The 13,964-nt window shown below is 37.5% G+C and carries 12 protein-coding genes; 9 read left to right on the top strand and 3 right to left on the bottom strand.

Annotation, left to right across the window (positions count from 1 at the left end):
• Window positions 1-9: 9 nt before the first annotated feature.
• On the bottom strand, window positions 10-2,163 hold the full coding sequence (gene fadB / locus RMB13_RS11725; RefSeq protein ID WP_311085315.1) for a fatty acid oxidation complex subunit alpha FadB: 2,154 nt from the start codon (window positions 2,161-2,163) through the stop codon (window positions 10-12).
• Window positions 2,164-2,545: 382 nt separating this feature from the next.
• Between fadB and RMB13_RS11720 the strand changes: the two genes are divergently transcribed.
• The 3 genes from RMB13_RS11720 (at window position 2,546) to RMB13_RS11710 (ending at window position 6,106) form a co-directional block, all read left to right on the top strand.
• On the top strand, window positions 2,546-3,571 hold the full coding sequence (locus RMB13_RS11720; RefSeq protein WP_311085314.1) for a hypothetical protein: 1,026 nt from the start codon (window positions 2,546-2,548) through the stop codon (window positions 3,569-3,571).
• 172 nt (window positions 3,572-3,743) lie between these two features.
• Entirely contained in the window at window positions 3,744-4,658 is a 915-nt protein-coding gene (gene lpxO / locus RMB13_RS11715; protein WP_092710062.1) for a lipid A hydroxylase LpxO, read from the top strand.
• Window positions 4,659-5,389: 731 nt separating this feature from the next.
• On the top strand, window positions 5,390-6,106 hold the full coding sequence (locus RMB13_RS11710) for a hypothetical protein (protein WP_311085313.1): 717 nt from the start codon (window positions 5,390-5,392) through the stop codon (window positions 6,104-6,106).
• Between the two features lie 364 nt (window positions 6,107-6,470).
• Here the strand turns inward: RMB13_RS11710 and RMB13_RS11705 are convergent, their stop codons facing one another.
• Window positions 6,471-6,731 carry a hypothetical protein gene (locus RMB13_RS11705; protein ID WP_231764186.1) on the bottom strand — a complete coding sequence of 87 codons (261 nt, stop codon included), beginning with the start codon at window positions 6,729-6,731 and terminating at the stop codon, window positions 6,471-6,473.
• A 360-nt stretch (window positions 6,732-7,091) separates the two neighbouring features.
• On the opposite strand from RMB13_RS11705, the gene RMB13_RS11700 reads away from it, so the two are divergent.
• From RMB13_RS11700 to RMB13_RS11670, 6 genes are all read left to right on the top strand, one after another.
• On the top strand, window positions 7,092-7,622 hold the full coding sequence (locus RMB13_RS11700) for a CHAP domain-containing protein (protein ID WP_311073554.1): 531 nt from the start codon (window positions 7,092-7,094) through the stop codon (window positions 7,620-7,622).
• Between the two features lie 133 nt (window positions 7,623-7,755).
• The gene (gene uvrC, locus RMB13_RS11695) at window positions 7,756-9,555 is read left to right on the top strand and encodes an excinuclease ABC subunit UvrC (RefSeq protein ID WP_004640818.1); all 1,800 of its coding nucleotides are present in this window, start codon (window positions 7,756-7,758) and stop codon (window positions 9,553-9,555) included.
• A gap of 120 nt (window positions 9,556-9,675) precedes the next feature.
• Entirely contained in the window at window positions 9,676-10,470 is a 795-nt protein-coding gene (locus RMB13_RS11690; RefSeq protein WP_056483147.1) for a thioesterase family protein, read from the top strand.
• A 118-nt stretch (window positions 10,471-10,588) separates the two neighbouring features.
• On the top strand, window positions 10,589-11,176 hold the full coding sequence (gene pgsA, locus RMB13_RS11685; protein ID WP_004640822.1) for a CDP-diacylglycerol--glycerol-3-phosphate 3-phosphatidyltransferase: 588 nt from the start codon (window positions 10,589-10,591) through the stop codon (window positions 11,174-11,176).
• Between the two features lie 126 nt (window positions 11,177-11,302).
• Window positions 11,303-12,157 (top strand): methylated-DNA--[protein]-cysteine S-methyltransferase, encoded by an 855-nt coding sequence (locus RMB13_RS11675; protein WP_336622874.1) that lies wholly within the window; start codon window positions 11,303-11,305, stop codon window positions 12,155-12,157.
• Window positions 12,154-12,765 (top strand): alpha-ketoglutarate-dependent dioxygenase AlkB, encoded by a 612-nt coding sequence (locus RMB13_RS11670; protein ID WP_003654553.1) that lies wholly within the window; start codon window positions 12,154-12,156, stop codon window positions 12,763-12,765. The genes RMB13_RS11675 and RMB13_RS11670 overlap by 4 nt, the downstream gene beginning before the upstream one ends.
• A gap of 194 nt (window positions 12,766-12,959) precedes the next feature.
• Here the strand turns inward: RMB13_RS11670 and RMB13_RS11665 are convergent, their stop codons facing one another.
• Window positions 12,960-13,733 carry an IclR family transcriptional regulator gene (locus RMB13_RS11665; RefSeq protein WP_003654555.1) on the bottom strand — a complete coding sequence of 258 codons (774 nt, stop codon included), beginning with the start codon at window positions 13,731-13,733 and terminating at the stop codon, window positions 12,960-12,962.
• Between the last annotated feature and the right edge of the window lie 231 nt (window positions 13,734-13,964).

Genomic DNA, 13,964 nt, shown 5'->3' with positions numbered 1-13,964 from the left:
CGTTGCTCCTTAACCGTAGAATTTTTTGTTGTTAGCAGCCATGTCACGCAACATTTGTGGCGCTTCATAAGCCTTACCTAAGTGTGCATATTTGTTGCAAAGTGCAACGTATTCAGCAACACCTGTTTGGTCGATATAACGACATGGACCACCACGGAATGGAGGGAAACCTACACCCATAATCATTGCCATATCAGCTTCAGCTGCAGTTGCAACGATGTTGTCTTCTAAGCAACGAACTGTTTCGTTACAGAAAGCAAGCATCATGCGGTCAATGATTTCTTGGTTATCAAACTCGCGTTTTTCACCCGTTACGAAAGGAGCAATGATTTCATACGCTGTTGGATCAACAGTTTTTGCTTTCTTGCCTTTCTTGTCGAGTTCGTATTTGTAGAAACCAACGTCATTCTTTTGACCAAGACGTTTAGCTTCGTACATTGCTTGGATTGAACCTTTGTAGTCTGGCTTCATACGGTCAGGGAAACCTTCAGCCATTACTTCTGCACCATGTACACCTGTGTCGATACCTACAACGTCGATGAGGTAAGCAGGACCCATTGGCCAGCCAAATTTCGACATCACATTGTCAACTTGCTGGAAGTCTGCGCCATCTTTTACAAGAAGGTCAAACGCACCAAAGTAAGGGAATAATACGCGGTTAACCAAGAACCCTGGGCAGTCGTTTACAACGATTGGTGTTTTACCCATTTTTTGAGCAAGAACAACAGTAGTTGCAATTGCTTCTTCAGAAGTCTTTTCACCACGAATGACTTCTACAAGCGGCATCATGTGAACTGGGTTGAAGAAGTGCATACCTACGAAGTTTTCAGGACGTTGTAAAGCTTTCGCTAAACGCGTAATTGAAATTGTAGACGTGTTAGACGCAATAATCGTATTTTCACGAACATGCTTTTCAGTGTCTGCAAGAACGATTTCTTTAACTTTTGGATTTTCTGTAACCGCTTCGATTACGATGTCGACTTCTTTAAACTCATCGTAGCTTAAAGTAGGACGGATACGTGCAAGGGTTTCACCCATTTGCGCAGGTTTCATTTTCTTACGTTCAACTTGTTTAGTTAACAAGCTGTTCGCTTCTGACATACCTAATGCAAGTTGTGGGTTACCAATATCTTTCATGATAATTGGTGTGCCTTTGCTTGCCGCTTGGTAAGCAATACCACCACCCATAATACCGGCGCCAAGTACAGCTGCTTGGTTTACAGGGTGAGCACCTTTTTCATGTTTCTTAGCAGTTTTCTTAACAACTTGGTCATTGAGGAATAAACCAATCAATGCACCAGCTTGTGGAGTAATCGCTGCTTTAGCAAAACCTTCAGCTTCAGCTTTTAATGCTTCGTCACGTGCAAGGCTTGCACCTGCTTGTAATGAATCAAGTAATAGTTTTGGAGCAGGGTATTGAGCCGGATTCGCTTTAGTAAGTACTGCACCTTTTGCTGTGTTGAACGCCATCATTTGCTCAAGTGGGTTCAATTTCACAGCATCAAGTTTTTCTTGACGTTTTGCTTTCCAGTTCAAACGACCAGAAATTGCTTGCTTAACTAAATCAGTTGCAGCATCAAGTAATTTATCAGCAGCTACAACCGCATCTACAGCACCATCTTTTAGTGCAGCAGCCGGTTTTTTCGGAGCAGCCATCGCCATCCATTCAACCGCGTTGTCGATACCGATAACACGGCTTAAACGTACGCTACCGCCAAAACCTGGGTAAATACCAAGTTTAATTTCTGGTAAGCCCACTTGTGCAGCTTCTGACATCACACGATAGTCACACACTAAGCACATTTCAAAACCGCCACCTAACGCCATACCGTTAATAGCAACAACTTTTGGAATGTCTAAATCTTCAAAGCTATTGAAGATTTCGTGAACAGGCATAAGCCAGTCAACAATCGCTTTTTCGCCTTGAGCGAAGTTTTCACCAAATTCGGTAATATCTGCCCCAACAATAAATGTTGATTTGCCCGACGTAACAACTAAGCCTTTAATATCGTTATTTGCTTTTACCGCAGCAATAGCAGCTTGGAAATCTTCAATTGTTGCACGGTTAAATTTATTGACCGACTCACCTTGTAAGTCAAAGCGGAATTCTGCAATTCCGTCCGAAAGCATTTGGACGGTAATGGCATTGCCAGCGTGGATCATGCCTGATCTCCTTGGTTTTGGAGGACTTCTAAATTGATGTTATGAAGCGTGTGCACAGCTTTGGTACACATTTATGCTTCGCTAATCTTACGATAACTATATCTAAAAAAAACCTGACAAGTTGTATCAAGCCGTGACGCAAGGGTCATCAATTTTTTTTTAACACCCTTCTTAAACTATATATATGAAAAATATATTTTTATTTAAAGAACTGCTTAATAGACAGGAATTCAAGAGAAAGTAGCAGATAGTTGATTACTTTAATTTTTGAACTGGTAATAAAAAATAAGGTTCTTTGTGAATTATTAGACAGAAAGTATTGTCTATTTTTTTATCTTTGGATAAACTTTGTGTTATAAAAATGTTCAATAAAGTATGTATTATGTTAAAAAATAAATTTATGTTTTTGGCCATCCTTCCTTTTATGTTGAGTGCATGTGGAGGTGGTGGTTCTAGTGATGATAATTCAGCAAATAACAATCAAAGTGGTACTTCACAAGATTCTATTGCGAATGGTACCCGTTATTATTTTATGGATTACAACCCTGATCAAATAGATAATCTAAATGAACAAACAGATGAGCTAAATAATGCTTATTTTGAAATATTTAATAAAAAATCAACAGATGGCTCCTCTAATCAAGCTTTAGGTGAGTATTTGTTAACAGAGAAAAAACTCTATTTCCCTACTGATAAAGCAATGAATGTCATGAATTTTAATTCAATGACAGATTGGAGATTAGACATCATTGGAGATGTTAAAGAAGATTGGAAATTTCAACGAGTTGACCTTTCTAATAAGAATATGTTTGATACTGTTTTACCAGGGTATCGAGCAGTAGGCTTTTCAGTGAGTGATGAAAGTACAGCTAAGGGACGTTTATTTCTTAATACTTATGGGCAGAGTAAATTTCCTGAAGGAAGTAGTTGTTATCGTTTAGTTTCAAAAAAATCTAATCTAGAGACATTTGCTTTTAATGTTGATCAAAATTACGAAATTAATCAAAGTTTTGAGGATTTTGATGCTGAAAATGGCCCGTATCTTAATTATTTGAATCAAACGAATCCATTTGGTTTTACTTATAAGGCAGTTAAGGGGACATGGCAAAATGTTCCATGGACAACGATTTATGATACTAGTTTAGGTTTTGCTGTGGGTGCTGGTGTTGCGGTGCAATATCAAGGTAAGACATATGCAGCAGATTACACGAGTAACATTGGTTGGACCGCTGATCAAGAGATTAAGCATTGGGAAATATTCTTAAAAAATACCGATGATCCTAAAAACATTCGTCTTGCTCAATTAAAAATTGCACAATTGAAATCTGGTTGTTATGTCTATAATGAAACCGCTGCAAAAGCACTTGATTCTCTGACTGCATTAAATTGGCAAGCATATCAAAACTAATTTAAAAGCTAAGTTTAGGAAATTTCAAGAATGAATATTTTTGAGATTTCTATTTATTAAAAATAATACTTGCCGATCTATGTCTGAATTTTCTTCTAGAGTTTGTTATTATTCCTGCCAATTTCAAATTTCTTCAAAGTATCTTTAAAGGTGCTTAAATGCGAGTAACTATATGATTAAGTGGATCATATTAGCGATTTTTATCATTTCAGCGTTGTATATTCAGCATCGTGGGAAAGTAAAGCATTCGTTTTATCGTCAATTTTTTGACCATTCAACCTTGCTCGCACCGATTAACTTTTTAATGTACATCTTTTCAAAGGTGCCGAATCAACCTTATATCGACACCCAGCATTTTAAAGATTTAAAAGTGTTGGATGAAAATTGGGAAATGATTCGTGACGAAGCGAAAGCTTTATATGATCAAGGTGGGATTAAAGCATCGAGTACTTATAACGATTTAGGTTTTAACTCGTTCTTTAAAACAGGTTGGAAACGTTTTTATTTAAAATGGTACGAATCAAGTCATCCATCTGCTGCTGAGCTCTGCCCAAAGACCACAGCTCTTCTTAAAACATTGCCGACGATTAAAGCCGCAATGTTTACTGAGCTTGCACCCGATAGCCGTTTGGTAAGACACCGTGACCCATATGCTGGTTCATTACGTTATCACTTGGGTTTAATTACACCAAATGATGACCGTTGTTTTATTGATGTCGATGGCGAAAGATACTCTTGGCGTGATGGTCAAAGTGTAGTGTTTGATGAAACTTATATTCACTATGCTGAAAATAAGACAGATCAAAACCGTATCATTTTCTTTGCAGATGTTGAACGTCCAATGAAAGTGAAATGGATGGAACGTTTCAACCATTGGTTCGGTCGTAGTGTGATGACCGCGGCAAGCTCACCGAATGAAACAGGTGACCAAACAGGCGGTTTAAATAAAGCGTTTGGTTATGTTTACCAAATTCGTATTAAAGCCAAAGCATTAAAAGCTAAAAACCGTAAGTTGTATTACTTCTTAAAATGGTTCTTGATGCTTGGGATTTTCTTCCTGATTTTTGTTCGACCATATGTATTTTAATTAAAGCGCCCGAAAGGGCGTTTTTTTATTTAGGAAGATAAATTTTTTATGGGGGATTTTATTTTTTATCCAACCCCTCTCTTGTGTTAAATGGAATACCTCCTTTGTATAGAAAGATACTGCTGAGTATGAATATGACTGGAGGCATAATCATAAGAATGTTTAAATTTTGATTTTGTCTGCTTGTGATATATTTAATATTCCCACGCTCGTTCAATGGGGTTGAGTGCGTCGAGGTTGATTGATTCTTTCCCTTGTTATGATAGGATATTTTTAATTTTGATGAGTAATGTACGGATAGAATAGAAATAATAAACAAGATGATACCAATATTGTATGAGTTTTTTTCATAATTTTATTATCCATCATGGTTTTATTTTCTTCTATTCAAAAGCATTGTTAATTAGTCGATAATAGCAGTGAGATATCTTCTCTAATTATATAATTTTGGTTGGTTTGATATTAAGTTTTATAGAATAATTCTTAATAAAACTATAATACCTTTCATCTGAATTATTTAATTTTTACATTGCTAAAAAGAGCAAATTATTGATAATACAGATTACATTATATTAATAATTTAGGAACATAATGAAAAAGTTAATACTTTCATGTTTATGTGCATTTGGACTTTCAGCATGTAATGAATCTGACAATCAGGAACAGGATACCTCAGTAACACCAGCACAGAGTTTGGTTGGTTTTCTACGAGTCAGATTGCTGGGAATCCAATGCTTGAGAAGAAAAATTATAAGATTCAGGATAATAAGATTTATATAAGCTATCCTGATAATCATCCATTAGGGTATGAACTTAGTCAACATTATTTCACTGATCAGGGAGTGACCTTAGACCCGATTAAAACAACTGATGGCACATGGTATTTATTGGGTTCCCAAGTCCAATTTTCTGATACAGCCTTAAACTATCAACCAGCTAATTTAGTGAAAGGCGATAATTTATTTCTAAATCAAGATCTAGTTAAAATTGATATTTCAGGTCAACCAGTGACTAAATATTTAGGCCAGTGGATTTACGAATCATTACCTCTTAGTCAGCAGGGCTTTTTTGAAGCTTATTACAAGGCATTATTAGAAGAAGATTCAGTGAAGTTTCCGAAAGGTTCAACTTGTTGGATGATTAATAAAACCTACAGCAATAAAGATTATATTGAGTTCTCTAGTGATCCTACTGCACCTTTGTATACTGAATCAAATCGTACTGCGCCTGCAATGGGAACATGGCAAGGTATTAACTGGTCACGTGGTGAAACATTATTAGCGATGAAATTTAAAATAAACGATACCGAATATTCCGGGCAATATCATCATAAGTCTGGTGTTGACGAGTATGTCCCACCTTATGCAGGTAAATATTGTGACTTTGTCACTGAAAATGCTGCGGATGCTATGCTTAAGACTTGGAAAGGTGAATCTTTGACCCAGTAATTGAATTTTATTTGTAATACATATTTATACAAAGATTAATTACGCCCGAAAGGGCGTTTTCTATTTTAAGCGGAAAAGGTAGCTTAGTATTTTATTTAAAAAAGAAATAAATTCATTTCTTACAAGTAGATTTCTTCTTTAAATTTTTCACCCCACTTAGTATCCCAATTTTCAGTATTCCTATCTGACTTCCATTCATCTAATGTTAAGATATTAATAATTTCTAATTCGAGCCATCTCTTGCTATGTAGTTACTTTTATTTTTTTTAACTAAATGTGAAAAGATGACTTCAGTTTCTACAATAAATGCTAAAAAGATTGTCTAGCGCTGGGATAGCTTGATTTTTTAAATCACTGATATTCATTATGCGTCATTTATTGCGTATTGAATGATCCGGAGCACAAGGTCTTGACTATTTAATGAATTGCCTAAGTCTTCTATTAACTCTTTGATAATAAATACTTCAAGAAAATAACTGTAGCACATATCCTCGATAATGACTTCCATCTTTTCATCGTCTGATAGAGCAATTGCTTTGGATGTAATAATCCAAGGTTGCTCCGCATAGATGGTTTGTTCATCAGAAATATGTTCAATATTTGATATCACTTCTTGTAAAGACATGGGATATTTCACTGGAATCGGACCTTTTATTCTAATTTTCATAAAACTTTGTCTTAATCATATGAGATCCCATTTTTATTTTTCAAGTAGAAGTTATTTTTATAAATATCCATACTAAATTTAAAGACTAACTATAATATTTCATGGCTTATATTATTTTCCTAGTCATGATTCCATACATATTATTTGTAAGTTTTTTGACAAATTCTTTAGTATTCATTTGAATAAACCCTTATTGATATTTTGTGACTCACTTCACAGTGCTGGCAATTTGTTACAACTATTAAAAACCAATAAGTAATTTTGATTCTACAATGGCGCGGTTTTTTCGAAGACTGGTTAGCGGAAGTAGGTTTTAAAATGGCTCATGCTCATCACGCAGTTCATGCACATGTTCACCATATCAAAGTGAGAAAAGAAGACAGTTCTCAAAGTGATTTAAAAACGAAAGTGATATTACGTAAAGCAGCTTCGACGACTGAAAAACATAAAAAATCTGATGCTAAAAGACAGCCATCTGAAGATCAAAATATTAATTTGCACAAGTTCTCAAGTAAGCTTGAAAGTATATCTGCCAACCATAGTAAAGAAAAATGTGCCAAAAACATCCGTATTGCTTTACAAGCAGCAGGAGCAGATGTGTCTAAGCACCCAGTAGCTGCCTCTGATTGGGGGCATACGCTTGAACAAAATGGCTATAAGAAAATTAAACCTGCTTTTAACCGTCCCCAAGAAGGTGATATCTATATTATTGAGCGGACAAGTGGCCACACATATGGTCATATTGCGGGATATACAGGCAATGGCTGGTTCTCGGATTTTCGCCAAAAAACCTATGCGGTCTATAAAGAGAAAGACGTTAAATATAGCTACTATCGTCTAGACTCTTAAGCGAGTACGACATAGTCTGTCGGGCCATATCCAAATCTGTTTTCAAATTTGGCTTCTGACACGGTAAAGCACTTGAAAAGTAGTGGTTAAAACATCACATTAGGTATTCAGTATTAAGCCATGTCTGCCGATAGTGAATCAAAACGCTCGTCCCCACATTGAAAAAATTTTAGCCCACATGACCCAACTTCCAGGCGTTTATAAAATGCTAGGGAAAGAGGGCGAATTGTTATATGTCGGCAAAGCTAAGAACCTAAAAAATCGGGTGTCGAGTTATTTTGTTAAAACAATTGAGCATCCTAAAACCCAGGCTTTAGTTGCAAGAATTTATAATATTGAAACTTTGGTGACTCGTTCAGAAACCGAAGCATTACTTTTAGAACAAAATCTAATTAAACAACATCGTCCGCCTTATAACATCATGCTGCGAGACGATAAGTCATATGTCTATATTTTTGTTTCGTCAGATAAGCCTTATCCTCGGCTTGCTAGCGGTCGTGGCAAAGGGAAACATCAAATTGGTAAGTTCTTTGGACCTTATCCAAGCGCCTATAGCGCTCGCGATACCTTACTTGTTTTGCAAAAACTTTTTAATGTGCGTCAGTGTGAAAATAGCTACTTCTCACAGCGCAAGCGTCCATGTTTGCAATATCAGATTAAGCGTTGCTCTGCACCTTGTGTAGGTCTGATTTCACCCGAAGATTATAAAGAAGACGTTAATAACAGTATTCGTTTTTTGCAAGGCGACACCAAAGAGTTAAATCAAGAGCTCATTGCTAAAATGGAGCAAGCTGCGGCTGAACTTGAATTTGAAAAAGCTGTTTTTTACCGCGACCGATTGTCTTTGCTTCGTGAAGTACAAGCACAACAGGCTGTTTTTAAGGTTAAGGGTGAGGCGGATATTCTGGCAATTGCATATCAGGCTGGCGTGACTTGCGTGCAAATTATGTATGTACGCAATGGACGAATGTTGGGAGGTAAAAGTTATTTCCCAGACATGCTTGGCGATGATCTTGGTCAAATGCTCAGTGACTTTATGGCTAACTTTTACTTTCAGGTTGCAGATGAAGTTCCAAATGAACTCATTGTGAACATTGCTTTACCTGACCGTAAAGAATTAGAAGAAGCATTGGCACAGCAGTTTGGTAAGAAGGTCCAAATTAAGAGTAGTGTGCGAGAAACTCGTGCGGAGTGGCTAGAACTTGCTGAAATGAATGTTCAACATGCCATTAAGGGACAGCTGAGTAATCATTTAGAACTCAATGAACGTTTTCATCAGTTAGAACAAGTGATTGGAAGACCAGTCGATCGTATTGAATGCTTTGATATTAGTCACACCATGGGTGAAGCTCCAATTGCATCATGTGTGGTGTTTGATCAAGGTGGTGCTCGTAAGCGTGATTACCGCCAATTTGCCATTCAAGATATTACCGGTGGCGATGATTACGCTGCCATGCGCCAAGCTTTAACACGACGTTATAAAAAAGCCATATTGCCTGATCTGTTGTTGATTGATGGCGGTAAAGGTCAACTTCACATGGCGATGGACGTCATGCAAGAACTTGGGCTCGATGCTTTTATGGTGGGTGTATCTAAAGGTGAAGGCCGTAAACCCGGGCTTGAAACCCTACATTTTACTGATGGCACGAAAATTCAATTACCAGAAGACAATAAAGCATTGCACTTGATTCAACAGGTGCGTGATGAAGCCCATCGCTTCGCAATTACTAAACACCGAGCTAAACGTGATAAACGTCGTAGTACATCGGTTTTAGAAGCAATTCCGGGGTTGGGACCGAAACGCCGTCGAGATTTATTGACTCATTTTGGTGGGATCCAAGGTGTTTTGAAAGCTTCGGAAAAAGAGCTCACACTTGTGCCTGGCTTTGGTGAGATGATGGCAAGAACAATTTATAAAATTCTGCACGAATAAGCATAGGCTTAAAGTTCGAGTGACAAAATAATTCGCTAATTACTAAATGATTGACCATTCACATTCCAATCAAAATGATGAAAGATATTTCCTAATAACACTTTCGTTTTAGGGAAAGGAATGTCATTGCTGCGATTATTTGAAGAAATAAAAGAAAAGGAATGGATTGAAATACCTGAAGGATGGTTACAAGGCCGCACGGTTTTTGGTGGTTTTGTTGCAGGGTTATTGATGCAAAAAGCATGTTCAAATATTCACGACCCAAATAAAAGATTATTAAGTTGTAGTATTACTTTTGTTGGCCCTGTACAGCAGGGACCTGCCCAATTGACTATTGAAATTTTAAGGGAAGGAAAGTCGGTCACTACGCTTGAAACCCGTTTATGGCAAGATGGCGCGGTACAAACTATTTTGGTCGCAAGCTTTGGTGTGCCTCGCACTTCGAATATTGAAGTACGCCAAGAACCTATGGTTCCAGTATATGCACAGCCAGAAGACTTACAGCCTCTTCCTTTTGCTAGACAAATGCCAGAATGCTATCAACATTTTGATGTATGCTGGGCAGAAGGTCATTATCCTGTTACAGGAAGTCAGTATGCTGACTTTGGAGGTTGGTCAAGGTTCTCCCCAGAGAAGCATGAAAATCGTCAAATGACTTTGCCAGATTTAATTGTTCTGATGGATATTTGGCCACCTGGTGTATTGCCGATGTTTAAACAAGTTGCTCCTGCAAGTTCTTTAACTTGGCACATCACCTATGTGCATCCGATCCAGCATCAACTATGTGACTGGTTTAAATATAAGGTGGTAACTGAATATGCTGGTGAAGGTTATTCCACAGAATATGCGCATTTATGGGATCAAAATGATCATTTAATTGCAATTTTACGGCAAACTGTTACGGTATTTACCTAAGCAGTCTACTTCCTCGATTCATATATTTCGTATAAAGTGGCTGTTACAGATAGATACAATATTGAAGAATGTATTTTTGTCTGTTACAAGATGCTTGAAGACTAAATTGGCGGTGTTTATGACCACAGGGCGAATCCTGAATATCCCAAATATCCTAACTTTGGCGCGTATCGCGCTTATTCCTGTATTTTTGGTGATTGCGTATTGGCCGCCTGCAATGGGTATTGGTGAGCAAGAAGGAAGTATGAGTCGTCATATTATCTTGACTGCAATTTTTGTGTTTGCTGCTATTACCGATTGGTTTGATGGCTATTTGGCACGAACTTTAAACCAGACTTCAGCATTTGGCCGTTTTTTAGATCCAGTTGCAGATAAGCTTATGGTGGCAGCAGCACTGATTGTTTTGGTGCAATGGAACCCGACCATATCAATGGCTTTTGCTGCAATTGTCATTATTTCAAGAGAAATTACAGTTTCTGCTTTACGTGAGTGGATGGCAGAGCTTGGCGCAAGAACGAGTGTGGCTGTGTCGACAGTAGGCAAATATAAAACAGCTTTTCAGATGATTGCCATCAGTGTGTTTTTACTCAATTGGCAGCCTTTAGAAATGCTGGCATATGCCTTGTTATATACCGCTGTGATTCTTACTTTATGGTCAATGTTTATTTACCTAAGAGCCGCTTGGCCTTATTTAAAGCAGCCTTAATTTCAGATTGAATGATTAAGCCTTTCTATAACGAAAGGCTTTTTTATTTTCGGATAGTGCAAGAATCGGGTCGTCACCGAGCTTTAGGTACTTTAATGTAAGATATAAGTGCTAAGGAGGTGACACATGCAAATGCTTTCTTCTCGACAATTTGCTGTAATTGCCACTGTGATTGAATATTTATATGAACATCTGGACCAGCAACCTAGTCTGGACGATGTTGCGAGTCATATGAATTTAAGTTCAGGTTATATTCAACGCCAGTTTCAAGAATGGGTAGGTATTAGCCCGAAAAAATTTGTCCAATATATGAGTTTGCAACAGGCTAAATATTATCTATTACAGCAACGCAGCTTATTAGAGACTGCTTTAAACACGGGTTTGTCTGGTACTGGCCGTTTACATGATTTGTTTATTCAGCTTGAAGGCATGACGCCTGGTGAATATAAACTGCAAGGTGAAGGGGTTACACTTAATTATTCGATTGAGGCAAGCCCATTTGGTGAGCTGTTGGTTATAAGCAGCGAAAAGGGAATATGTTCTGTTCGCTTTATCGATACTCGTGAGAATATCGAAGAAATAATTAAACAGCAGTTCCCTAAAGCTCAATTAAAAAATCAGGCGCCGATTTGGCATCAACAAATTGCAGAGTGGTTCGAACACGATTTTTCAGAACACTTGCAGCACAAGCTTCCGCTTAACTTAGCAGGGACTCCGTTTCAGCTACAAGTATGGGAAGCGTTACTGACCATTCCAGAAGGGCAATTGAGGACCTATCAAGATATTGCCGAACAGATTGGAAAGCCTAAGGCTGTCAGAGCTGTTGCTACAGCAATTGGACAAAACCCGATTGCATATTTAATTCCTTGTCATCGAGTGATACGTGCAACGGGCATGGTCGGAGAATATCATTGGCAAAAGGGGCGTAAATTGGCATTGTTAGCTTGGGAGATGTCAAAGCAACATGGAGAGACCGCATGACCTTGGATTTATTTGCTCCAGAGCCTTGTGAAAATTTATTGCCCTACGATGGTGAAGTTCAGGACTATGGTTGTATTTTAAGCCCAGAAGAGGCTGAACAATATTTTCACTATCTTTACCAACATCTCGCGTGGAAACATGACGAGGCTAAGTTGTATGGTAAGCACTTTATTACTCCCCGAAAAGTGGCGTGGTATGGAGATAATTATTATCAATATAAATATTCGGGTGTCATTCGTGATTCTTTGCCTTGGGATCGAGCGCTTGCCAAACTCAAACAATTGGTAGAACAGCGACTTTCAGAAAAATTTAACTCGTGCTTGGCAAACCTTTATGAAGATGGAACACAAGGTATGGCTTGGCATAGTGATTCCGATGTTTCTTTGGCGAAAACCACAACGATTGCATCTTTAAGTTTTGGAGCTACCCGTAAATTTTCTTTTAGACATATTCAAAGTAAAGAAAAAGTTGAATTGTGGCTACAACCAGGCCAACTCATCGTGATGCGTGGCGAAACGCAACAACATTGGCAACATCGTTTAAATCGCTCAACAAAGATTTTACAGCCGCGTATTAATCTTACTTTCAGGCAGTTTCAGTTTTCATGACTTTCATTAAAAATTGGGCAAGAAAAAAGCCCATGATGGCAACATGAGCTTATTCCTCTGAGGGGGATGCTTCTATTGATGAGCTGCTGATGAAAAGAATCATCAATAAGAGCTAAAATCATAATATGAGAATATTGTGATCTATTCAATGCATTAAAATGTAAGAAAAGGTTAAATTATCATAAAGTCGGGTTTTAAATTTCACCTTTTTCAGATAACTCCATAAAACGTTGTTCAATAAGTGCTGCATTTTCTTGCAAAATTTCGGTGAGTTTTTCAACATTTAAAAAATCAAAACGATTTTTAGAAGCAACTAAAGTTAAAGCTAAAGGTACTTCTTTGTTCGAAAAACGAACGGGAACGGCAAGGCCAGAAACATTGGGGTCAATCTCACCTTGTGAGAAATAGAACCCTTGTTTTTTAATTTTACGCATACGCTGAATAAAGCTTGGTTCATCTTCAGCAAAACCTGATTGTTTTAATTCTTGCTGGTAACGATGATAGTAGTCTTGCATCCGTTGTTTACTTAAATGCGAAACCATCGTTTTTGGGGAAGACCCCACGTAAATAGGTCTTGGGCAGCCTCGGCCATATGAGAGTAATTCGGTGTCTTTAAATATTTCATGGTGAATATCAATGCAATAGTCATCATTTAAATAGGTGAGCAAGCAGCACAGTTCGGTACGCTCCACAATGTTTCGCATAAATGGTGTGCTGATTTGAACTAACGGATCAGTAGTTCGGGAAATATAGTCAAGAACTGCAATTTTTGAGCCTAAGGTATAATCGCCAGACGTTCCATTAATGCGTTTTAATAGATCGGTAGACACCAGTTCTTTCAGATAACGGTAACTGGTTGGTTTAGACAAGCCAAGTTCTTCGCAAATAATATCGACATTAATTATTGGACGCGAAACTGAAAATAGGTCCAGTACGGTTAAAATTTTGCCAAAACTTGAAATTGCCATAGCGTCTTGTTCGTATCCTTTAACAAAGAGTCATGTTTGAGTTCTTATAACAGAAAAAAAGAAAATTTGTCTCAATTCTAAAATAAATGCCTGATTTGAGTATTTTACTCTGACAAAGAGAAAACTTCTCTTGGCTTATACATCATATACGATTATCAAAAAATATATCAAATTATCAAATAGAGATATTTTAGTTGACTAAATCGCTTTATTTTGAAAAAATTGCCAAAC

The organism is Acinetobacter sp. V102_4 (assembly GCF_031799005.1).
Taxonomy (GTDB): Bacteria; Pseudomonadota; Gammaproteobacteria; order Pseudomonadales; family Moraxellaceae; genus Acinetobacter; species Acinetobacter calcoaceticus.
Note: the sequence above shows the minus strand (reverse complement) of the source record. Positions and strands in the feature narration are given on the sequence as shown.